This window comes from Halopseudomonas sp. Lyrl_26 (genome assembly GCF_051948695.1).
Lineage (GTDB): Bacteria > Pseudomonadota > Gammaproteobacteria > Pseudomonadales > Pseudomonadaceae > Halopseudomonas > Halopseudomonas formosensis.
The window spans coordinates 30479-51097 of sequence record NZ_JAYJLH010000015.1 but is presented as its reverse complement, the minus strand read 5'-3'; the positions used below and the strand labels follow the sequence as shown (position 1 = coordinate 51097).

General features: G+C 63.4%; 21 protein-coding genes and 3 tRNA genes. 16 read left to right on the top strand and 8 right to left on the bottom strand.

What is annotated here, in order from left to right; translation table 11 throughout:
- Positions 1-81 precede the first annotated feature (81 nt).
- Both VF673_RS13630 and VF673_RS13625 read right to left on the bottom strand, forming a co-directional pair.
- Positions 82-720 (bottom strand): LysE family translocator, encoded by a 639-nt coding sequence (locus VF673_RS13630; RefSeq protein ID WP_440292354.1) that lies wholly within the window; start codon positions 718-720, stop codon positions 82-84.
- A gap of 208 nt (positions 721-928) precedes the next feature.
- The gene (locus tag VF673_RS13625; protein WP_440292353.1) at positions 929-2092 is read right to left on the bottom strand and encodes a type III PLP-dependent enzyme; all 1164 of its coding nucleotides are present in this window, start codon (positions 2090-2092) and stop codon (positions 929-931) included.
- Positions 2093-2505: 413 nt separating this feature from the next.
- On the opposite strand from VF673_RS13625, the gene glpD reads away from it, so the two are divergent.
- Positions 2506-4041, top strand: a complete 1536-nt coding sequence (gene glpD / locus VF673_RS13620; RefSeq protein WP_440292352.1) for a glycerol-3-phosphate dehydrogenase — start codon at positions 2506-2508, stop codon at positions 4039-4041.
- A gap of 195 nt (positions 4042-4236) precedes the next feature.
- Positions 4237-5826 (top strand): peptide chain release factor 3, encoded by a 1590-nt coding sequence (locus VF673_RS13615; protein ID WP_440292351.1) that lies wholly within the window; start codon positions 4237-4239, stop codon positions 5824-5826.
- A 39-nt stretch (positions 5827-5865) separates the two neighbouring features.
- Here the strand turns inward: VF673_RS13615 and VF673_RS13610 are convergent, their stop codons facing one another.
- Positions 5866-6123 carry a DUF1289 domain-containing protein gene (locus VF673_RS13610; protein WP_440292350.1) on the bottom strand — a complete coding sequence of 86 codons (258 nt, stop codon included), beginning with the start codon at positions 6121-6123 and terminating at the stop codon, positions 5866-5868.
- A gap of 123 nt (positions 6124-6246) precedes the next feature.
- On the opposite strand from VF673_RS13610, the gene nrdA reads away from it, so the two are divergent.
- From nrdA to VF673_RS13590, 4 genes are all read left to right on the top strand, one after another.
- Positions 6247-8523 (top strand): class 1a ribonucleoside-diphosphate reductase subunit alpha, encoded by a 2277-nt coding sequence (gene nrdA / locus VF673_RS13605; protein ID WP_440292349.1) that lies wholly within the window; start codon positions 6247-6249, stop codon positions 8521-8523.
- A gap of 188 nt (positions 8524-8711) precedes the next feature.
- Positions 8712-9851 (top strand): class Ia ribonucleoside-diphosphate reductase subunit beta, encoded by a 1140-nt coding sequence (gene nrdB / locus VF673_RS13600; protein WP_235818618.1) that lies wholly within the window; start codon positions 8712-8714, stop codon positions 9849-9851.
- Between the two features lie 3 nt (positions 9852-9854).
- On the top strand, positions 9855-10118 hold the full coding sequence (yfaE, locus tag VF673_RS13595) for a class I ribonucleotide reductase maintenance protein YfaE (protein WP_440292348.1): 264 nt from the start codon (positions 9855-9857) through the stop codon (positions 10116-10118).
- A 4-nt stretch (positions 10119-10122) separates the two neighbouring features.
- On the top strand, positions 10123-10674 hold the full coding sequence (locus VF673_RS13590; protein ID WP_440292356.1) for a DUF3087 family protein: 552 nt from the start codon (positions 10123-10125) through the stop codon (positions 10672-10674).
- Here VF673_RS13590 and VF673_RS13585 read toward each other — a convergent pair whose 3' ends face one another.
- Positions 10675-12012 (bottom strand): DUF1329 domain-containing protein, encoded by a 1338-nt coding sequence (locus tag VF673_RS13585; RefSeq protein WP_440292347.1) that lies wholly within the window; start codon positions 12010-12012, stop codon positions 10675-10677.
- Positions 12013-12209: 197 nt separating this feature from the next.
- Here VF673_RS13585 and VF673_RS13580 point away from each other — a divergent pair, with 197 nt between their 5' ends.
- The 5 genes from VF673_RS13580 (at position 12210) to VF673_RS13560 (ending at position 15843) form a co-directional block, all read left to right on the top strand.
- The gene (locus VF673_RS13580) at positions 12210-12671 is read left to right on the top strand and encodes an EVE domain-containing protein (RefSeq protein WP_440292346.1); all 462 of its coding nucleotides are present in this window, start codon (positions 12210-12212) and stop codon (positions 12669-12671) included.
- Positions 12672-12737: 66 nt separating this feature from the next.
- The gene (locus VF673_RS13575) at positions 12738-13535 is read left to right on the top strand and encodes a TatD family hydrolase (RefSeq protein ID WP_440292345.1); all 798 of its coding nucleotides are present in this window, start codon (positions 12738-12740) and stop codon (positions 13533-13535) included.
- A gap of 54 nt (positions 13536-13589) precedes the next feature.
- The gene (locus VF673_RS13570) at positions 13590-14054 is read left to right on the top strand and encodes a hypothetical protein (RefSeq protein WP_440292344.1); all 465 of its coding nucleotides are present in this window, start codon (positions 13590-13592) and stop codon (positions 14052-14054) included.
- Between the two features lie 34 nt (positions 14055-14088).
- A complete protein-coding gene (locus VF673_RS13565; protein ID WP_440292343.1) occupies positions 14089-14916 on the top strand; it encodes an SDR family oxidoreductase in 828 nt (275 codons plus the stop codon).
- Positions 14917-14997: 81 nt separating this feature from the next.
- Positions 14998-15843, top strand: a complete 846-nt coding sequence (locus VF673_RS13560; RefSeq protein WP_440292342.1) for a Tim44 domain-containing protein — start codon at positions 14998-15000, stop codon at positions 15841-15843.
- Between the two features lie 75 nt (positions 15844-15918).
- On the opposite strand, the gene VF673_RS13555 is transcribed toward VF673_RS13560, so the two are convergent.
- Positions 15919-16473 carry a response regulator transcription factor gene (locus tag VF673_RS13555; protein WP_440292341.1) on the bottom strand — a complete coding sequence of 185 codons (555 nt, stop codon included), beginning with the start codon at positions 16471-16473 and terminating at the stop codon, positions 15919-15921.
- A 48-nt stretch (positions 16474-16521) separates the two neighbouring features.
- The gene (locus VF673_RS13550) at positions 16522-17784 is read right to left on the bottom strand and encodes an ATP-binding protein (RefSeq protein ID WP_440292355.1); all 1263 of its coding nucleotides are present in this window, start codon (positions 17782-17784) and stop codon (positions 16522-16524) included.
- 171 nt (positions 17785-17955) lie between these two features.
- Between VF673_RS13550 and VF673_RS13545 the strand changes: the two genes are divergently transcribed.
- Positions 17956-18657 carry an SIMPL domain-containing protein gene (locus tag VF673_RS13545; RefSeq protein WP_440292340.1) on the top strand — a complete coding sequence of 234 codons (702 nt, stop codon included), beginning with the start codon at positions 17956-17958 and terminating at the stop codon, positions 18655-18657.
- 7 nt (positions 18658-18664) lie between these two features.
- Here the strand turns inward: VF673_RS13545 and VF673_RS13540 are convergent, their stop codons facing one another.
- Together VF673_RS13540 and VF673_RS13535 are read right to left on the bottom strand one after the other, a co-directional pair.
- Positions 18665-18880 carry a hypothetical protein gene (locus VF673_RS13540; protein ID WP_440292339.1) on the bottom strand — a complete coding sequence of 72 codons (216 nt, stop codon included), beginning with the start codon at positions 18878-18880 and terminating at the stop codon, positions 18665-18667.
- A gap of 76 nt (positions 18881-18956) precedes the next feature.
- Entirely contained in the window at positions 18957-19640 is a 684-nt protein-coding gene (locus VF673_RS13535) for an energy-coupling factor ABC transporter permease (protein ID WP_440292338.1), read from the bottom strand.
- A 163-nt stretch (positions 19641-19803) separates the two neighbouring features.
- Here VF673_RS13535 and VF673_RS13530 point away from each other — a divergent pair, with 163 nt between their 5' ends.
- The 4 genes from VF673_RS13530 (at position 19804) to VF673_RS13515 (ending at position 20381) form a co-directional block, all read left to right on the top strand.
- Positions 19804-19980, top strand: a complete 177-nt coding sequence (locus VF673_RS13530; protein ID WP_440292337.1) for a DUF3094 family protein — start codon at positions 19804-19806, stop codon at positions 19978-19980.
- 150 nt (positions 19981-20130) lie between these two features.
- Positions 20131-20206, top strand: a tRNA-Asn gene (locus VF673_RS13525).
- Between the two features lie 13 nt (positions 20207-20219).
- Positions 20220-20296: transfer RNA gene (locus VF673_RS13520), tRNA-Pro, on the top strand.
- A gap of 9 nt (positions 20297-20305) precedes the next feature.
- Positions 20306-20381 (top strand) — tRNA-Lys (locus tag VF673_RS13515).
- Positions 20382-20619: the final 238 nt, after the last annotated feature.

Sequence of the window (20619 nt, the reverse complement as noted above, 5' to 3'; positions counted from 1 at the left end):
AGCACTCCCTTTCCGGGTTGTCGAGCGCCTGCTCGACGACGGCCTCAGCCACGGCCTGATGGCAGGCGTAGCGCGGGGGCGCTACACCCCGAGCATGTTGACTTCCTTCAGCGAGTAGACAAACCCCACCAGCGCAATCAGCAACAGAAAGCTGGCCGACAGCAGCGAAATCAGCCGCCGGCGGCGCTGGAAGAAACCACTCTTCATCGCAGTTATGTAAGCCACGAGAATCAGCAGGTCGAACAGAACCCACACCCCCGTCAGCACCGCCAGACTTACACCCGGTGCCTGGGTTATGCCGATGAACTGGGGAAAGAAGGCAATGAAGAACACAATGTCCTTGGGGTTGGAGATGCCAACCATGAAGCCATTCAGCGCTGGATACTGTCGCCTCGCCACCGGACCGGCCTCCCCCGCCGCTTCAACACTGGAACGAAGCTCACCGAGTAGTGCACGCAAGGCGATCCAGCCGATGAAGACACAACCCAGCAGGCTGATCCAACCCAGCCAGAGGTCATTGACCGAGAGCAACCCAGTGATGACCAGCGCCGCGCTACCTATCAGCAGCAGCGATGCCAGGTTGGTGCCCAGCACCGTGCGAAAGGCATGACGGAAACCGAAACGGGAAGCATCGCTGATCACCAATGCCACTACCGGGCCCGGCGTGGCGATCAACAGAGAGATCGTGGCGATGTATAGCAGTAACAGCGGGTAATTCATTTACTGGACTTCCATTACGATGCCGGGTGGGGTGTCGCCCTGGGAACGTCGAGCACCAGCTCGATGAGCGCGCCATCGCCCGGCCGCATGGACGAGCTGGTGCTCGTCCCTCCCAGAAAGGGTTGTCGAGCGCCTGCTCGACGACGACCTCAGCCACTGCCCGGCTGCAGGCGTAGCGCAGGGGCGCTACACCCCCAGACCTCCGTGATCAGACGTAAAAGGCTTCCAGCGGCGGAAAGCCGTTGAACTCGATGGAGCTGTAGCTGGTGGTGTAGGCACCGGTGGACAGCCAGTACAGGCGGTCACCGATGGCCAGGTTCAGCGGCAGGCCGTACTTGTAATCCTCGTACATGATGTCGGCACTGTCGCAGGTCGGGCCGGCAATCACCGCTTCTTCCAGCTCACCGCGTTTGTCGGTCCAGATCGGGAACTTGATCGCCTCGTCCATGGTTTCCACCAGGCCGGAGAACTTGCCCACGTCGGTGAACACCCAGCGCTCCAGCGCGGTGTGCGACTTGCGCGAGACCAGCACCACTTCACTGACCAGCACGCCGGCGTTGGCGATCAGGGAACGGCCGGGCTCGAGAATGATCTCGGGCAGCTCGTCACCGAAGTCCTCCTGCAGGAACCGGGTAATCTCCTCGGCATAGGTCTGCAGGGTGTTGGTCTTGGTCAGATAGTTGGCCGGGAAGCCACCACCCATGTTGATCATCTTCAGGGTGATGCCGTCCTCTTCCTTCAGGCGCTCGAAGATCACCTTGACCTTGGCGATGGCCGCGTCCCAGGCGCCGATGTCACGCTGCTGAGAACCGACGTGGAAGGACACGCCATAGGGCTCCAGACCCAGCTGACGGGCCAGCACCAGCAGGTCCATGGCCATGTCGCTCTGGCAACCGAACTTGCGCGACAGCGGCCAGTCTGCGGTGGTCGAACCTTCGGTCAGGATGCGTACATAGACCCTGGAGCCCGGCGCGGCCTTGGCGATATTGCGCAGGTCGGCTTCGGAGTCGGTGGCGTACATGCGCACACCCTTCTCATAGAAAGCGCGGATGTCCTTCGACTTCTTGATGGTGTTGCCGTAACTGATCTGTTCCGGCTTGACGCCCAGCGCCAGCACCTTCTCCAGCTCGTAGATGGAGGCGATATCGAAGTTGGAGCCCTTGTCCCGCAGCAGGCTCAGGACCTCGTTGGCGGGGTTGGCCTTGACCGCGTAAAACACCTTGGCATAGGGGAAGCCGGCAACCAGGTCGTCGTAGGCACGGTCGATGGTTTTCAGGTCAACGACCAGAAAGGGGGTTTCGTGCTGGTCGGCACAGGCGCGAATGCGGCTGAAGGTCTCGCGGTCGAAATACTCGTCAAGCTTGATGGTCATGGCGTCGGCTCCAAAGCAAAAGTTCTGGTGTCGGGCCGCGTGGGGACATGAAGATCAGGTGCAGGGCAGATAGACGTGCCCGTTCGCCCGGCAACTGCCAGGACGGGATACGCCTTCCGTAAGCGACTCTGAACGTTTTCAGCCAACACACAACCCGGGGGTGCGAACGTCTGATCAGTATCCCCACTTTGGTTCGCCTACTTCCCAAGGCGTGCGCCGAAAGCAATAAGTCCGCCCCCTTCTGGAACCGGTCTTGCTGTCTCGTCGTCAGTACTTGAGCCGTATGGATCGTGCCAGCCTCAACGTTCGGTGCGCACCTTAAAACCAAGAGGCGCTGCGGTCAATAGCCCGGCATCGCCAGTATGCAATAATCTGACGTGGGCCCGCCCGCCGCCATCTGAGGAGGTTTACCCATGGGGGACGTGACAGCAGCCGGCCAGCAGCCGGAGCCGATCCACGATGTGCTGATCATCGGTGGCGGCATCAATGGCTGCGGCATCGCCATGGATGCCGCCGGGCGTGGTCTCACGGTGCTGCTGTGCGAGCAGGATGATCTGGCCTGTGCCACCTCGTCGCGCAGCAGCAAGCTCATTCACGGCGGCCTGCGCTATCTGGAGTTCTTTCAGTTCCGGCTGGTCGGCAAAGCGCTGGCCGAGCGCGAGATACTGCTGCGCAATGCGCCGCATATCATCCGCCCCCTGCGCTTCCGTCTCCCCCACCAGCCCCACCTGCGTCCGGCCTGGATGATCCGCAGCGGCCTGTTCCTCTACGACCACCTGGCCCGGCGCAAGGCCCTGCCCGGCTCACGGAGCCTGCGACTGGGACCGGACAGCCCGCTCAAGCCGCATATCGTCCGCGGCTTCGAGTACTCCGATGCCTGGGTGGACGATGCCCGCCTGGTGGTACTCACCGCGCGGGCAGCGGCCAGCCACGGTGCGCGCATCCTGACCCGCACCGCCTGTATCGATGCCGAGCGCCGGGGCGACCTCTGGCAGGTGACTCTGGAGGACAGGCGTACCGGGCGGCGCAGCACCCACATGAGCCGGGCGCTGGTCAATGCGGCGGGCCCCTGGGTGGCGGAGCTGCAGCAGTCGACCATCCACTGCCAGGTGCACCACCCCCTGCGCCTGGTCAAGGGCAGCCATGTGGTGGTGCCCCGGCTGTATCCCGGCGAGTATGCCTATATCCTGCAGAACGAGGATGACCGTATCGTCTTCGTCATTCCCTTCGAGAACGACTACAGTCTGATCGGTACCACCGATGTGGACTACCAGGGCGATCCGGCCGCAGCGGCCATATCGCCTCAGGAGACGCGCTACCTGCTGCGTGTGGTCAACGCCCATTTCCGTCAGCCGCTGCGGGAAACCGATGTACTCTGGAGCTATGCTGGGGTGCGCGCGCTGGCCGATGACGCCCATGGCAAGGCTCAGGCCGCCTCGCGGGACTACACCCTCGATCTCGAGCACCCGCCTGGGCAGGCCCCGCTGATCTCCGTGCTCGGTGGCAAAATCACCACCTACCGTCGTCTCGCCGAAGAAGCTGCCGACCAGCTCTGCGCCGCGCTGCAACGCCCGGCTCGGCCCTGGACCGCCGAGGCAGCCCTGCCCGGCGGCGATTTTGTCGATACCGCCACCCTGACAGCCGACCTTTCCAAGCTCTACCCCTGGTTGCCGGACACCCTGCTGCAGCGTTTCTGTCACAGCTATGGCACCCTGACCCATGAGCTGCTGGAGGGCTGCAGGAGCCTGGATGATCTGGGCCGCCACTTCGGTGCCGACCTCTACGCCCGCGAGGTGCTCTACCTGATTCAGCGTGAGTGGGTGCTGGAACCGGAGGACCTGCTGTGGCGCCGAACCAAGCTCGGACTGAGATTGCGCCCCGCGGAGGTCTCGGTGCTGCGCGATTACATGGACATACGCACCCGCTGGCACGCCGCCGACCACAGCTGATTGCGCACCTGAGTCAATCAACCTGGTGCCGTCGATCACCTGGACCGGTAACTGTCGATGTGAGCCGTAGCGCGGTATTTGTGCTTTGTTTGCCCCGCCGGATCAGCGACAATACGCGCCAATCCAATTTCATTGCCATCCGGCTGCCCTTGCGCTGACCCGCCAGTGGTGCCGGCATGAACCGAAACAGCGCCTATGTCCAGTAAACAGATCCAGAAAGAAGTCGCCCGTCGACGCACCTTCGCCATCATCTCCCACCCCGACGCCGGTAAGACCACCATCACCGAGCGCCTGCTGCTGATGGGCAAGGCCATCGAGGTAGCCGGGACCGTCAAGTCGCGCAAATCCGACCGCCATGCCACCTCCGACTGGATGGCCATGGAGCAGCAGCGCGGCATCTCCATCACCACTTCGGTGATGCAGTTCCCCTACCGCGAGCACATGATCAACCTGCTTGATACCCCCGGTCACGAGGACTTCTCCGAAGACACCTACCGCACCCTGACCGCAGTGGACAGCGCGCTGATGATGATCGACGGCGGCAAGGGCGTGGAGCCACGCACCATCGCCCTGATGAACGTCTGCCGACTGCGCGACACGCCCATCATCAGCTTCGTCAACAAGATGGACCGGGATATCCGCGATCCCATCGAGCTGCTCGACGAGATCGAGGAGGTGCTGGACATCAAGGCCGCCCCCATCACCTGGCCGATCGGCTGCTACCGGGAGTTCAAGGGTGTCTATCACCTGGCCAACGACTGCATCCATGTCTACACCCCAGGGCATGGTCACGAGCGCACCGAAGAGAGGATCATCCAGGGGCTGGACAGTGACGAGGCCCGCGCCCTGCTCGGCGACATGTACGACGGTTTTGTGGAGGAACTGGAGCTGGTGCAGGGCGCCTGCCACGAGTTCGATCTGCAGGAGTACCTGGCCGGCAGGCTGACCCCGGTGTTCTTCGGTACCGCGCTGGGTAACTTCGGGGTCAGCCATGTGCTGGACGCCTTCGTTGACTGGGCCCCGGCACCGCTGCCGCGTTCGACCCAGGAGCGCGAGGTAGCGCCCACCGAGGAGGCCTTCAGCGGTTTCGTGTTCAAGATTCAGGCGAACATGGACCCGCGCCACCGCGACCGTATCGCCTTCATGCGGGTGTGCTCGGGCAAGTACGAACAGGGCATGAAGATGCGCCATGTGCGTATCGGCAAGGACATCCGGGTCGCCGATGCCCTGACCTTCTTCTCCAGCGACCGGGAGCGGCTGGAGGAGGCCTACGGCGGCGACATCATTGGTCTGCACAACCACGGCACCATCCAGATCGGTGATACCTTCACCGCCGGCGAGAACGTCAGCTTCACCGGTATTCCGCACTTTGCGCCGGAGCTGTTCCGCCGGGTACGCCTGAAGGACCCGCTCAAGTCCAAGCAGCTGCGCCAGGGCCTGCAGGAGCTGGCCGAGGAAGGGGCCACCCAGGTATTCTTCCCCGAGCGCAACAACGACATCATCCTCGGCGCGGTCGGTGTACTGCAGTTCGATGTGGTCGCCAGCCGGCTCAAGGAGGAATACAAGGTCGAGTGCCTGTACGAGCCGATCAACGTCTGGTCCGCCCGCTGGGTGGAAAGCTCCGACAGGAAGAAGCTGGAGGAGTTCCGCAACAAGAACGTCGAGAACGTGGCAATCGATGGCGGCGGCCACCTGACCTATCTGGCACCGACCCGGGTCAACCTCAGCCTCACCGAGGAGCGCTGGCCGGACATCAGGTTCAACGCCACCCGCGAGCACCACTGACCGCCACTGCAGCGGCGGGGCACCTGCGCCCCGCCCGCTTCAGAACAGCTCGCCCTGATCCGCAGACGGCTCCTGTGCCTGCTGTCTGGCCAGGGCCTCCTGCCTGGCGCGCATCACCCGGGCCCGTCTGCTCTGGCACAGGCGGATCACTTCGCGCTTCTGATCAACCGAGAACTGCAGCCAGTACAGCCGCTCCTCCCGGGAGCGGAAGCAGCCCTTGCAGAAGCCCTTGTTATTGACCTCGCACACGCCGATGCAGGGACTGGGGATTTCAAAAAATTCAAGCTGATTCTTCATTTGACCCCACGCCGCCCACACTCTATATTGCGTTCATTCGAACGCCGATCACTACATATAGTGATTTCGCCATACAACGAAATCACCACTTATTCAAGCCTCAATTGCCCCAGGATGCCCACCATGACCGATTTCCAGTCCCTCAAGGTAACCAAACGCGACGGCCGCCAGGAGCCCATCAACCTGGACAAGATCCATCGCGTTCTGGAGTGGGCCGCCGAGGGCCTGAATAACGTCTCTGTCTCCCAGGTCGAGCTGAAATCCCAGATCCAGCTGTATGACGGCATGCGCACCCAGGATATCCACGAGACCATCATCAAGGCCGCCGCCGACCTGATCTCCACCGAGACGCCGGACTACCAGTACATGGCCGCGCGGCTGGCGATCTTCCATCTGCGCAAGATAGCCTATGGGCAGTTCGAACCGCCACACCTGTTCGATCACGTGACCACGCTGACCGAAATGAAGCGCTACGACCAGCACATCCTGCGCGACTACAGCCGTGACGAGTTCGACCAGTTGAACCAGCACATCGACCACAACCGCGACCTGAACTTTTCCTACGCCGCGGTCAAGCAGCTGGAAGGCAAGTACCTGATCCAGGACCGGGTCAGCCGCAGGGTCTATGAAAGCCCACAGATGCTCTACATGCTGATCGGCATGTGCCTGTTCGCCGACTACCCGCGCGACACCCGGCTGGATTACATCAAGCGCTTCTACGATGCCATCTCGACCTTCAAGATCTCGCTGCCGACGCCGATCATGTCCGGCGTGCGCTCGCCCTCGCGGCAGTTCAGCTCCTGCGTGCTGATCGAGTGCGGCGACAGCCTGGATTCGATCAACGCCACCACCTCGGCCATCGTCAAGTACGTGTCCCTGCGGGCCGGCATCGGCATCAACGCCGGGCGCATCCGCGCCGTCGGCAGCCCCATCCGTGGCGGCGAGGCCCAGCACACCGGCTGCATTCCCTTCTTCAAGCTGTTCCAGGCGGCGGTCAAGTCCTGCTCCCAGGGCGGCGTGCGGGGCGGCGCGGCGACCCTGTTCTACCCGCTGTGGCACCTGGAGGTGGAGTCGCTGCTGGTACTGAAGAACAACCGCGGCGTCGAGGAAAACCGCGTCCGCCACATGGACTACGGCGTGCAGATCAACCGCACCCTGTACCAGCGCCTGATCAAGGGCGGCAACATCACCCTGTTCTCGCCCCATGAGGTGTCCGGCCTGTACGAGGCGTTTTTCGCCGACCAGGACGAATTCGAGCGGCTGTATGAGAAGTACGAGCAGGATCCGAATATCCGCAAGCGCAGCCTGCCGGCGGTCGAGCTGTTCAGCCTGATGATGCAGGAGCGCTCCAGCACCGGCCGCATCTATATCCAGAACGTCGACCACTGCAACACCCACAGCCCCTTCGACCCGAAGGTGGCGCCGGTGCGCCAGTCCAACCTGTGCCTGGAAATCGCCCTGCCCACCAGCCCGCTGGAAAGCATGGACGACGCCAATGGCGAAATCGCCCTGTGCACCCTGTCGGCGCTGAACCTGGGCGCGATCAACAGCCTCGACGAGTTGGAGGAGCTGGCCGAGCTGGCGGTACGCGCGCTGGACTCGCTGCTGGACTACCAGGACTACCCGATCGAGGCCGCGCGCCGCGCCTCCATGAAACGCCGCACCCTGGGCATCGGCGTGATCAACTTCGCCAACTATCTGGCAAAGAACGGCGTGAAGTATTCCGACGGCTCGGCCAACAACCTGACCCATCGTACCTTCGAGGCCATCCAGTACTACCTGCTCAAGGCCTCCAACAAGCTGGCCCGTGAACGGGGCGCCTGCCCCGGCTTCAACGAGACCGTGTATGCCGAAGGCGTGCTGCCGATCGACACCTACAAGAAGGACCTGGATGCGATCTGCTCCGAGCCGCTGCATCTGGACTGGGAATCCCTGCGCGCCGACATCGTCGCCCACGGCCTGCGCAACTCGACCCTGTCTTCACTGATGCCCTCGGAAACCTCCAGCCAGATTTCCAACGCCACCAACGGCATCGAACCGTCCCGCGGTCTGGTCACCGTCAAGCAGTCCAAGGACGGCATCCTCAAGCAGGTGGTGCCGGACTACCAGGAGCTCAAGGGCGCCTACGAGCTGCTGTGGCAGATGCCGAGCAATGACGGCTACCTGCAGCTGGTAGGCATCATGCAGAAATTCGTCGACCAGGCGATCTCGGCCAACACCAACTACGATCCCCAGCGTTTCGAGGGCGGCCGGGTGCCGATGAAGCAGCTGCTCAAGGATCTGCTGACCGCCTACAAGTTCGGCCTCAAGACCCTGTACTATCAGAACACCCGGGACGGGGCCGATGATGCCCAGGCGGACCTGGCGGATGATTGTGCGGGTGGGGCGTGCAAGATCTGACAACCGGCCGGCCGTGCGGCCAGCATCGCGCCGGGTCGACGTTCCTGCCGCTCCATGCCACCGATGCGTTTGCGCTGGCGGCCCGTGGCGCCCCGGTTTGGTGTAGGAGCGGCGCCCTCGCCGCGATGGCCCGTACTGCGGGCCCCCTCAAAGCTAATTAACGACTTCAGGTTCCCCGAGTGGCCAGCATGAAAATGAAATACAGCACCTTTTCCCAGACCGACAATGACCAGATGCGCGAGCCGATGTTCTTCGGCCAGCCGGTCAACGTGGCCCGTTACGACCAGCAGAAATACCCGATCTTCGAGAAACTGATCGAGAAGCAGCTGTCGTTCTTCTGGCGCCCGGAGGAGGTGGATGTGTCCCAGGACCGCATCGACTTCCGCAACCTGCCGGACCACGAGAAGCACATCTTCCTCAGCAACCTGAAGTATCAGACCCTGCTCGATTCCATTCAGGGCCGCAGCCCGAACGTGGCCTTCCTGCCGCTGGTGTCGATTCCCGAGCTGGAAACCTGGATCGAGACCTGGTCGTTCTCCGAGACCATCCACAGCCGCTCCTACACCCATATCATCCGCAACATCGTCAACGACCCTGCGGTGGTATTCGATGACATAGTGCGCAACCAGCACATCATCGAGCGTGCCGGCGACATCTCCAACTACTACGACGACCTGATCCAGTACGGCAACCTGTACAACCAGTTCGGCGATGGCAGCCACCAGCTCAACGGCCAGACCGTCAACGTCAGTCTGTTCGAACTGAAGAAGAAGCTGTACCTGTGCATGATGTCGGTCAACGTGCTGGAGGCGATCCGCTTCTATGTCAGCTTCGCCTGCTCCTTCGCCTTTGCCGAGCGCCGGCTGATGGAGGGCAACGCCAAGATCATCCGCCTGATCGCCCGGGACGAGGCGCTGCACCTGACCGGCACCCAGCACATCCTCAATATCATGCAGGAGGGCGAGGACGATCCGCAGATGGCCGAGGTGGCCCAGGCCTGCCGTGCACAGAGCGTGGAGCTGTTCCGCCACGCCGCCGAGCAGGAGAAGCGCTGGGCCGAGTACCTGTTCAAGGACGGTTCCATGATCGGCCTGAACTACAACATCCTCAGCCAGTACGTGGAGTACATCACCAACCTGCGCATGAGCGCGGTGGGGCTGGAGCCGATCTTCCCCGGCGCCTCGCAGAACCCGATCCCCTGGATCAATGCCTGGCTGGTCTCGGACAACGTGCAGGTCGCGCCCCAGGAAGTGGAGGTCAGCTCCTACCTGGTCGGTCAGATCGATGCGGAGGTGTCGGTCGAGGATCTGGGCGATTTCGAGCTCTAGGTCGTGCAGGTCTTCACCCGCGACACCTTCTTCGAGCTGGGCGAGGAGGAAACCCTGCTCGAAGGCCTGGAGCGTACCGGTCACCATGTGGAGTACCAGTGCCGCAGTGGTTACTGCGGCGCCTGCCGGATCAAACTCAAGGTCGGCAGCGTGGTCTATTCCACGGCGCCGCTGGCCTTCGTCAGGCGTGACGAGATACTGCCCTGCTGCTGCCGGCCGGCGGAGCAGATAGTGATCGACGACGTCCCCCTGAAAAGCAAGCTCTGAGGTACTGCCGATGTTCGAGCTCCAGCCCATGGCGGCCGAGTTCTACCGCAGCCAGACCCGGCGCAGCACCCTGGTGGTCTGTGTCATTCTGGCCGCGTCCTGCTTTCTGATGGCCAACCTGTCCATCTTCCTGTTCGGCGAGCCGGGCGGCGACAACAATTTCCGCTGGAATCTGGCCGGGGTGATCGCCGGACTGCTGCTGACCATCGCCCTGGTACGCAGGGTCCTCTGGGAACAGCCCTGGATGGCTGCCGCCGTCTATGGCTTGCGCCTCAAGCGCCAGCTGATGAAGATCACCAACATGCTGCATCAGGTGGAAGCCGCTGTGGCCGAGGAGGACCCGACGGCGATGAAGGTGCTGCGCTTCTACCATCTGGGGCTGATCCAGATGCACACCCTGGAGGGCAACCAGACCGCCATCAGCGATCTGGTCAAGGGGGTTGATCGTCACCTCGAGCGCATGACGGCCATGGGCCTGGCGCCGGAGCAGAACCGCCTGGAGCAGGTCTGGCTGGACCAGATCAGCCAGCGCTGGCGCCACCTCAGGCGGCGCTGATCAGTTGCCCGCCCGGCGCAGGGCCTGGGGAGTGAAGTCCTGGGGCGACATGGGGTAGTCGAAGTCGTACATGGGCTCGTTGTTGTCCAGGCCGTCGACAAAGTAGTTCCCGGTCTTCAGGTGATAGAGCGTCTGCAGGGTGCTGTTGAACATGGGCACCTCGTAGTAGCTGATCGGGTGGCTTTCCTGCAGCCCCACCAGCTCGCCGCGGGCGTCGTACAGATCCGCCGCCAGGATCGACCAGCTGTCCTCGTCCAGATAGAAACGCCGGGTGGCATAGGGATGCGAGTAGCCGGTGCGCAGCCTGGCCTCCACTTCCCACACCCGGTGCAGTTCATAGCGCAGCAGCGCCGGGTTCAGCGTCCCGGGCAGCACTATCTCATCGTAGGCCAGGCCCTGCTGATGCACCTTGTAGCTGTTGTAGGGCACCAGCATTTCGCGCTTGCCCAGCAGCACCCATTCGTAGCGGTCCGGCGCGCCATTGTAGGCATCCACCACGTCCGCCGTGGCCAGGCCACTGGTGTCCGGCTGCACCGAGTCATAGGCCAGCGAAGGCAGGCGCCGCACCCGGCGGTCGCTGGGGCTGTACCGCCAGGCGCGGCGGGTGGTCAGCACCTGATCCAGCGGGTCCTGGACTACCAGCGCCGTGCCCGACAGCTTGGCCGGGGCGGTCACCTGATAGCGGTAGTACAGCAGGGTGTTGCCCAGCTCGTCCGGGGTCATGCCGGTGCGGTTGTACACATAGAGCAGGTAGCGGTCACGCTTGATCAGGTTGGCACGTCCGTTGATCACCACCGCCTGGTTGTTGATGATGCGCGTCTGCTCGCCCCGATAGCGCAGCAGGTGGTTCCAGACCGCCTCCATGCCGCTCTGCGGAATGGGGAAGGGAATCCCGGCAACCGCACCGGATACGCCGTTGCCGTTCTCGATCAGCTCGGCGTGCTCGGCGTTGTGCCGGGTTGCCGCGTAGATGCGCTCCGGCGATGCGGCGCTGCGGCGGGTGGGATAGACCTGCAGGTAATAGTCCGCATGGCGCTCGAGCAGATCGACCAGACCCGCCGGCAGCTTCGCGCGGAATCCCTCGACGTCCTGCGCGTCTATGCGAAACAGCGGCTGGTCGCCGGAAAAGGGATCGGGATGATGCATGCCCGGTTGATAACCGGCTGGGGGGCGCACACCTCCCTCCCAGGAGGGAATGCTGCCCTCGGCGTTGCCTGCGCGCTCCGCGCCCAGGGGTGTGAGATCCTGCTCCAGACGGGCCGCCTGGCTGCTGTCCACCTTAGCCTGCGCCTGACTGGCCAGCACGGCCAAGAATATAGCGCCCAACTTCCTGTACATATTCACGCTCCATCAAGCGGCCCGACCGCAACCGGCAGACTAGCTGCCCAAGGCCATACAGTTTCGAAAATGCGAAATATTACGTTAAACTGCGACAAACTCCACGACCGGTTACATAAAGACACACAGGCTTTACGCGCCGGTCAGGCCGCTGCAAACTGGGCGGCTTTCCCTATCCGACCCCGAGGCAGGCCCCCATGGCATTCTGGCTGGCCAAGACCGAACCCGATGAATGCAGCATCGATGACTTCGCCCGCGCCCCGCAGACGCCGATCCGCTGGGATGGCGTACGCAACTTTCAGGCACGCAATTTTCTCCGGCAGATGAGCGTCGGCGACCTGGTGTTCATCTACCACTCAAGCTGCCGCGAGATCGGCATCGCCGGCATCGCCAGGATCAGCACCGCCGCCTACCCTGACCCCAGCCAGTTCGATCCGGACTCACCCTACCATGACAGCCGCAGCACCTCGGACAATCCACGCTGGCTGGCGGTGGACATGGTGCATCATCAGCGTTTCGGACAAGTGCTGCCCTTGACTCGCATCAAGTCGCTGCCCGGACTGGAGGGGCTGGCCCTGATCCAGCGCGGCAGCCGCCTGTCGGTGATGCCGGTCACAGCAGAGCACTGGGAGATATTGCTGCAGGCCGCCGGAGCCTAGCAGGCGGGTGCAGGGTCCGTTCATACCCCGCTTGCCTGCCACGCCGACCATGCCCATGCTATGACCATGAGCATCTACATCGATACCCATACCCACCTCGATTTTCCGGACTTCGATCACGACCGCGAGGCCGTACTCGCCGACTGCGAGCGACTGGGGGTACGCCGCCTGCTGCTGATGGGGGTGACCGTCGATAACTGGGACAGGATCTGGGATCTGGCGAGTGGGGACGAACGCCTGTACGCCGCCTTCGGACTGCATCCGGTGTTCCTCGAGCAGCACCGACCGGAGCACCTGGAGCAACTGCGCGAAAGGCTGACCCGGCATCTGGATCACCCAAGATGCTGCGCCGTGGGGGAGTTCGGCCTGGACTACTTCATCCAGGACGCCGATCGCGAGGCCCAGCAGCAGTTGTTCGAGGCCCAGCTGGCACTGGCGGCGGACTTCGCGCTGCCGGTGCTGCTGCATGTACGCCGGGCCCACGCCCCGACCATAGCCACCCTCAAACGCTACCGACTGGCCCGGGGCGGCATCATCCATGCGTTCTCCGGCAGCCTGGAGGAGGCGCGGGAATACATTCGCCTGGGTTTCAGGCTGGGCCTGGGCGGCGCCGCCACCTGGCCCCAGGCCCGCCGCATGCACCGGGTGATTGCCCAGCTGCCGGGCACCAGCCTGGTGCTGGAAACCGACAGTCCGGACATGCCCCCTGCCTTCACCCCCCACCAGCGCAACACTCCGCAGAACCTGCCGCGCATATGCAGCGAGCTGGCGGCGCTGCGTGGGGAAACTCCGGAGCAGCTGGCCAGACAGTGCCTGCATAACACCTGTGAATTGTTCGACTGGTCTGCCACTGCACTTTCCTGAGCCGGTCAGTCTGGTAGAGTCGGACTGTCACAGAAGCTGTCTGCGGGAGTGATCATGCCACTGGGTATCGTCTTGCTGCTGGTCTGGCTGGTACTGCTGGTGCGTTATCCGCGTCCCATGCTGCCGGCGACCGCGATCATCGGGGTCATCGCCCTGCTCATCGCGGCGGTAGCGGCTGTCGCCCAGTGGCGACATGAGCGTCAGGTCAGCCAGATCGAGATCAGCATCCGGCACGACCCGGAGCACTGCGAATTCGGCAGGCCGCTGCGGGTCGAGGTACACAATCGCAGCACCCGCACCGTGACCGGAATGAGCTGGCAGCTGCGCGCAAGCCAGCCCGGGTACAGCTTCGATCTGCTGACCGGCGAAGCCAGTCGCAGAACCTATCTGCTCGACGACATACTGCCAGCCGACGGGCGGTGGCAGCGCTGCTACCCGGCGCCTGCCCTGCGCAGTGGCTACCGCGCAGGAGATCTGGAATACCGGGCAGACCAGGTCCGGGCCCAGCTCCAGCGCTGAGATCCAACAACAAAGAGAACAAGGACAAGTACCCATGAACAAACCCGTTGCACTCATCACCGGCTGTTCCAGCGGTATCGGCCAGGCGCTGGCCCAGGTCTGTCTGGATGAGGGCTATACCGTCTATGCCACGGCGCGCAATCCCGACAGCCTGGCTCCGCTGACCAGCCGAGGCGCGCTGGCTGTCACCCTGGACGTGAACAACGCCGAACAGGTTGCCGCCTGTGCCGAACGTCTGCGCAGCGAGGCGGGCCGGCTGGACCTGCTGGTCAACAACGCGGGGTACGGTGCCATGGGCCCGGTACTGGATGCGGACCGCGCGACCCTGCTCAAGCAGTTCGACACCAATGTCTTCGCGCCGCTGGAAATGGTTCGCGCCCATGCCGATCTGCTGCGCGAGGCGCGCGGGCTGATCGTCAATATCGGCAGCGTCTCGGGAGTCACCACCACGCCCTTCTCGGGAGTGTACTGTGCATCCAAGGCGGCGTTGCACGCCCTGTCCGATGCCCTGCGTCTGGAACTGGCACCCTTCGGCATCCAGGTCCTCACGGTGCAGCCGGGTGCCATCGCCTCGGAGTTCGGCAACAATGCCAGTGCTGCCATCACCATGGCCGAGGACTCCTGGTTCAAGCCCTGGGAAAAGGCCGTCCAGGCCCGGGCCAAGGCGTCGCAAAACACCCGCTCCACCTCGGCCCGGGAGTTCGCCGAGGAGCTGATGGACTACATCCGCAAACCGCTGCGCCCGGAAACCGCGCTGATCGGCTCCGGCGCACGCAGCATGGTCCGCCTCAAGCGCTGGCTGCCGACGTCGATACTCGACACCCGGCTGCGCAAGCGCTTCAAGCTCGACCGCATGCTCTAAAAACACGAAACACTTTATTGCTGGCGGGCAGCGCCCGCCTTTGGCACTATCGCAGGCCTGATTTTCCCTGGAGAACTGCCCATGCGTTGGCTGCTACCCTTCTTTGCCGTATTCCTCATGGTCGGCCTGACCGTCCCCGATGCCGAAGCCCGTCGTATGGGTGGCGGCAAGAGCTTCGGCGCTGCCCCGATGCACAAGAGTCAGCCAGCCCAGCGCCAGCAGGCTCCGCAGCAGGCCACACCACGCAACCAGCAGACGAACCCCGCGGCCACCTCCGGCGCCAGCCGCTGGCTGGGCCCGCTGGCCGGCATCGCCGCCGGCGGCCTGCTGGCTGCCATGCTGTTCGGTGATGGTTTCCAGGGCCTGCAGCTGTTCGACATCCTGATCTTCGGCCTGCTGGCCTTCGTGCTGTTCAAGCTGTTCTCCCGCCGCAGCGCCCCGGTCATGCAGCGCCAGCCGCACCCGGCGGGTGGTCCGGTGCCAGCCCCGCAGCAGCAGCCGGTCTGGCCGAGCCAGAGCGCCTCCGCCCAGCCGGCAGCAGCCCCGGTCACCATGGACGCACCCGCCTGGTTCGATGCCGACAGCTTCCTGAAAGGCGCAGAGGAGCATTTCTATACCCTGCAGCGCCACTGGCGTGACAACGATGTGGCGGGCATGGCCGAATACCTGGACCCGGCCCTGCTGCAGCAGATGCTGGCCGAACGCAGTGCCAATCCGCCCAGCAGCAATGGCTTCGTCGAGCAGCTGGAAGCCCGTCTTGAAGGCATCGAGCAGCGCGAAGGCCGGACCATTGCCACCGTCGGCTTCACCGGCGTGGACCGAGAGTTCCCCACCGACGAGGGCGAACACTTCGATGAGAGCTGGCGGCTGGAACGTGCCGACGGGGACAACCAGCCCTGGATCATCTGCGGTATCCGTCAGAACTGATATCCGCATTGATCGCACCATGAAAAACCCCGGCTCAGGCCGGGGTTTTTTCTTTTATCGCAGGAAAGTGTCTGATCAGCGACGCACGGGGCGCTTCTGCAGTTTGCGCTGAAGGGTCCGGCGGTGCATGCCCAGTGCCCGGGCCGTAGCGGAGATGTTGCCGTCGTGCTCGGCCAGCACCCGCTGGATATGCTCCCACTGCAGGCGGTCCACCGACATGGGGTGCTCGGGCACCAGACTTTCCGGATCGGCTTGGTCCGACAGCAGCGCCGTGAGCACGTCGTCCGCATCGGCGGGTTTGCACAGATAGTTGCAGGCGCCCCGCTTGATGGCCTCCACCGCCGTGGTGATGCTCGAGTAGCCGGTGAGTATCACCACCCGCAGGTCGGGGTACAGCTCCAGCAGCCGGGGCAGCAGCACCAGGCCGGAGTCGCCCTCCATCTTCAGGTCCAGCACCGCATAGTCCGGCTTGCGCTGGCGCGCCAGCTGCATGGCTTCCTCGGCATCGCCTGCCGTTTCCACTTCCAGACCGCGGCGGGTCAGGGCCCGGGCCATTACCCGGGTAAAGGTCGGGTCGTCGTCGACCAGCAGCAGCAGGGGCTGGTCCTGCGGTTGGGTATTCTCAGTCATGCACGCTCCTCGCTAACATTCGATCTGCGCCGCATCCCGCAGGGCAGATCAGTCATGTTCCACTGGCAAGATTACCTCTGTGAGGGTACCCCCGCCATCCTGATTGAACAGTTTCACACTGCCGCCAATGCGCTCCACCGCGGCCTGGCTGAGAAACAGTCCGAGGCCGAAGCCCTTCTTGCCCTTGGTGGTGACGAAGGCGGTTCCCAACTGCTCGGCGATGTGCAGCGGCACACCCGGACCGTAGTCCCGGATGCACAGACGCAGTCGTTGTTGGTTCCATTCGAGGCCGATCTGGATGTTGTCCGGGCAGGCATCGGCGGCGTTGTTCAGCAGATTCAGGATCGACTGCCCCAGTTCGGGGCTGTCCTTGATCAGCGGCACCTTGCCATCGGGCAGCGGTCTCAGCCGGCAGCTGACCTCCGGACGCATCAGCTGCCAGCGCTCCAGCAGCCCGCGCAGCCAGCTGTCGGCGGCCTGCATGCTGTGCGGCTGGCTGCGATTGAACTCGGCACTGCGCACCATCTGCTGCAGGCTGGCCTTGCACTGGCGCACCTGCTCCTGCAGCAGCTCCAGGTCTTCCTGAATCTGCGGATCCTTGTTGTCCGCATGCAGATCCTTGAGCAACACGCTCATGGTCGACAGCGGTGTGGACAGTTCATGGGCCGCCCCCGCTGCGACACTGGCGATGCCCAGCAGCTGCGAATCGCGCATGCTCTGTTCGCGACGCTCGGCCAGCCGCTCGGCGTGCTTGCGCAGGGCCTCGGCCATGTGCACCACAAACAGGGTAATCAGCCCGGCACTCATGGCGAAGTTCAGCCACATGCCTATCACCCGGATATTGATCTGGTTTTCGCCGGTGCGCATCTCGAACAGTGGCAGGGGATGGTACCAGAACAGCAGCAGGCTGTAGGCGAGCATGGCGATGCTGGCCAGGGCGGCGGTATACAGCCAGGACAGGGTCGCCGCCGCTATGGTCAGGGGCACCAGGAAATAGGAGGCAAAGGGGTTGGTCGGCCCCCCGGCGTAGTACAGCAGGACGCTGTGAATGAGGATGTCGAACAGCAGCTGCATGCTGTATTCCAGATTGGTCACCGGCCAGCTGCGGGTCAGGCGCAGCAATGACAGCAGGCTGACCGCGCCGGACAGTCCCAGCGTCAGCAACAGTGGCAGCCACTCCAGGGCGAACAGCCCGCTGTACCAGGCGCCCAGGATGGAGATGGCCTGGGCCATCAGCACCAGCAGACGGATGATGATGACCCGCCACAGATTCTGCCGCGCCGGCGACAGGGCCAGCGTATTCAGGTTCATTGACAGTCGCTCAGCCACAACCTTGCTCCAGATAAGTCAGCCCTCGGCCGTTTCCGTGATACGGCATACGTGATATAGATTGGTGTCCCGACCCGCTGGAACCCTGTTGGCAGCCATGGGTCATAGATCAGTCATGGGGCCCGGGCCCCAGCATGTCACAAGGAGACCTTCATGCGCCCGCTTTTCCTGCTTCCGGTCATGGCGTGCCTCGCCACGGCCACGCCGGCACTGGCCGATTCGCTCAACTACAACCAGATTTCCCTGCGCGCCGAAGTCAGGCAGTCGGTGAACAACGACACCCTGACCGTCACCCTGTTCACCGAGGACCAGGATACCGACCCGGCGAAACTGGCCAATCGTATCACCACCCGCCTGAACAAGGGCCTGGAAGTTGCCCGCAAGAACACCGGCATCAAGGTCTCCAGCGGCAACCGTTCTACCCAGCCGGTGTACGACGAGAAGCGCGAGAACATCATCGCCTGGCGCGAACGCGGCGAGATTCGCCTTGAAGGAACCGATTTCGCCTCCCTGTCCGGCACCATGGGCGAGCTGCTGGGTGATCTGGCCCTGGGCAGCATGCAGTTCAGCCTGTCAGCCGACAGCCGCAGTGCCACCGAGGACGAGCTGATCAAGCGCGCCATAGCGGCGTTCCGTCAGCGGGCGGACATCGCTACCGAGAGTCTGGGCGGCAGCGACTACCGGATTGTCCACCTCAACCTCAACACCCAGTTCATGACGCCCCGCCCCTACATGCAGAGCGGCCGCATGATGGCCATGGCCGCCGACATGGAAATGGCCACGCCCGCGGTCGAGGGTGGCGAAGCCGACGTCCAGGTCAGCGCCGACGGCGTCATCGAGGTGCAGCTGCGCTGAGCTCCGCTCAGGGCCGCATGAAGGCATAGTCCTGATCCTCGTCGAGATTCTCGGCGAGGAAATTCAGCTCGTGGGCGATGTCCGCCGGGGTACGCCCACGCCTGTACACCGCCAGCACTTCGGTCATCAGCGCCCGGGCCAGCTCCTGTTCCCCGTACCCGGCCTGCTGCCCCTGCTCCAGCGCCTGCTGCATCACCTGTGCTGCCAATCCGTATACCGACATCTCGCACCTCCGCATGATCTGGAAAAAGGCTGATTGCACCATGCCTGGCAGGTGCATGCATTGATCTGGCTCAGTATCAGTGATCCCCGTCGTCGAACGGCTCCTGCAGATAGCGGTCGCTGTCGAAGGTCTCCACCCAGTGCGGCTGGAACACCACCAGCGCCGCTATGCCCATGCCGTTGATGAATCCCTCCGGGAACGCCACCAGGATCATGTACCCGGCCAGCTCCACCAGCGAGTCCGGTGCCCGCAGTTGTCCCGACCAGGCAAGCAGCCCCATGCCGGCAAGCATGGTGGCCACAGCCGCCAGCGCGGCGGCAAAGAAGCCGGCAATGAAGATGTAGAGAAACAGGTTGGTGGGTCTGAAGCGCTCCAGCAGCCGGCTCATGGTCACGGTGATCAGTACCGGCACGAGTATCCGCAGCAGGCCATTGGCGCCCAGTGCGCCGGCGTCATCCAACCCCAGGGCGACCAGCGCCAGCTGGGCCAGACTGGCGGCCAGCACCGCCAGCGGCCAGTCGAGCATCAGGGTGATGGCGGTCAGCCCGAGGAAGTGGAAGGTCAGGCCGTTGTCGAACTCCTTGCGCAGCAGCCACAGCACGAACAACACAAACACACTGCCAAACAGCAGGTGCTGACGCCGGCTGTCGGCCACCAGCTCGACCCAGGAAACGCGCGCCAGAGCCCAGAGCAGCACGCCCCCATACAGCAGCAGGCTGAGGATGATCTGGGTGGTGGTGAGCAGACTGACTGACAGCATGGGGTCCCCCGATGGCGGTGAAGCGGCAAGCGTGCAGAGCAATGATATCAGGAGGGCCACACCTGCAGGCAGCCGGGTGTGCAAAGCGTCCACACCGGGTATAGACTGAAGCTCGCAACCCGAGTTCTGAAAATCAATGACAACAAGCAGCACAGGGTGATACATGTCCAGCCGCCTCTACCCCGACGACCAGAAGCGCGTCGAGGAATACCTCAACCTGCCCCAGCACCGCGTCGAACGCAAACCCTTCCGGGTCTGGTGGCTACTGCTGATACTCACCGTCTCGGTGGCCGGTCTGGGACTGCTGTCCCGCTTCCTGGCCTGGACGGTTATCGGCTGATTTCAGGCCGCAGGTAGGCGTAACCCGACTTTTTCATCGACAGCCCTTTTTCAGGGTTGACAGCACCGCTGTGGCGGGTAAAATGGCGCGCCTCGACAGGGGATATATGGCCACAGCCCAATCCTCTGAAGGGTGTTTTCAGGATATGATTCCGCGATAGCTCAGTCGGTAGAGCAAATGACTGTTAATCATTGGGTCCCTGGTTCGAGTCCAGGTCGCGGAGCCAACCTGTCAATATTCGGGGTATAGCGCAGTCTGGTAGCGCGCCTGCTTTGGGAGCAGGATGTCGGGAGTTCGAATCCCCCTACCCCGACCATTTTTGAGCGGGTCGTTAGCTCAGCTGGTAGAGCAGTTGGCTTTTAACCAATTGGTCGCAGGTTCGAATCCTGCACGACCCACCACTCAAAACTTCCTGTTCGCCCTCTCCTCCTCAAATCCGCTTATCGTGTCCGTTCGGGATGATTGTCCAGGCGGGGCTTGATGCTGCGTGTTCGACCCTCCGGAGACCTCTTCGCGCCGGCGATCTATTGCAGCCTGCGGGCGCGCGCTGCGCGCCGTTCGCAGCGGGGGCGCTGCTCCTACAAAAGCTGAGCACCTCTCGATTCATCTGTAGGAGCAGCGCCCCGCTGCGAAAGCCCC

Bases quoted from the DNA above. Each gene is read 5' to 3' on its own strand.
- VF673_RS13630 (WP_440292354.1), bottom strand. From the start codon at position 720: ATGAATTACCCGCTGTTACTGCTATACATCGCCACGATCTCTCTGTTG.
- VF673_RS13625 (WP_440292353.1), bottom strand. From the start codon at position 2,092: ATGACCATCAAGCTTGACGAGTATTTCGACCGCGAGACCTTCAGCCGC.
- glpD (WP_440292352.1), top strand. From the start codon at position 2,506: ATGGGGGACGTGACAGCAGCCGGCCAGCAGCCGGAGCCGATCCACGAT.
- VF673_RS13615 (WP_440292351.1), top strand. From the start codon at position 4,237: ATGTCCAGTAAACAGATCCAGAAAGAAGTCGCCCGTCGACGCACCTTC.
- VF673_RS13610 (WP_440292350.1), bottom strand. From the start codon at position 6,123: ATGAAGAATCAGCTTGAATTTTTTGAAATCCCCAGTCCCTGCATCGGC.
- nrdA (WP_440292349.1), top strand. From the start codon at position 6,247: ATGACCGATTTCCAGTCCCTCAAGGTAACCAAACGCGACGGCCGCCAG.
- nrdB (WP_235818618.1), top strand. From the start codon at position 8,712: ATGAAAATGAAATACAGCACCTTTTCCCAGACCGACAATGACCAGATG.
- VF673_RS13585 (WP_440292347.1), bottom strand. From the start codon at position 12,012: ATGTACAGGAAGTTGGGCGCTATATTCTTGGCCGTGCTGGCCAGTCAG.
- VF673_RS13580 (WP_440292346.1), top strand. From the start codon at position 12,210: ATGGCATTCTGGCTGGCCAAGACCGAACCCGATGAATGCAGCATCGAT.
- VF673_RS13575 (WP_440292345.1), top strand. From the start codon at position 12,738: ATGAGCATCTACATCGATACCCATACCCACCTCGATTTTCCGGACTTC.
- VF673_RS13570 (WP_440292344.1), top strand. From the start codon at position 13,590: ATGCCACTGGGTATCGTCTTGCTGCTGGTCTGGCTGGTACTGCTGGTG.
- VF673_RS13565 (WP_440292343.1), top strand. From the start codon at position 14,089: ATGAACAAACCCGTTGCACTCATCACCGGCTGTTCCAGCGGTATCGGC.
- VF673_RS13560 (WP_440292342.1), top strand. From the start codon at position 14,998: ATGCGTTGGCTGCTACCCTTCTTTGCCGTATTCCTCATGGTCGGCCTG.
- VF673_RS13555 (WP_440292341.1), bottom strand. From the start codon at position 16,473: ATGACTGAGAATACCCAACCGCAGGACCAGCCCCTGCTGCTGCTGGTC.
- VF673_RS13550 (WP_440292355.1), bottom strand. From the start codon at position 17,784: ATGAACCTGAATACGCTGGCCCTGTCGCCGGCGCGGCAGAATCTGTGG.
- VF673_RS13545 (WP_440292340.1), top strand. From the start codon at position 17,956: ATGCGCCCGCTTTTCCTGCTTCCGGTCATGGCGTGCCTCGCCACGGCC.
- VF673_RS13540 (WP_440292339.1), bottom strand. From the start codon at position 18,880: ATGTCGGTATACGGATTGGCAGCACAGGTGATGCAGCAGGCGCTGGAG.
- VF673_RS13535 (WP_440292338.1), bottom strand. From the start codon at position 19,640: ATGCTGTCAGTCAGTCTGCTCACCACCACCCAGATCATCCTCAGCCTG.
- VF673_RS13530 (WP_440292337.1), top strand. From the start codon at position 19,804: ATGTCCAGCCGCCTCTACCCCGACGACCAGAAGCGCGTCGAGGAATAC.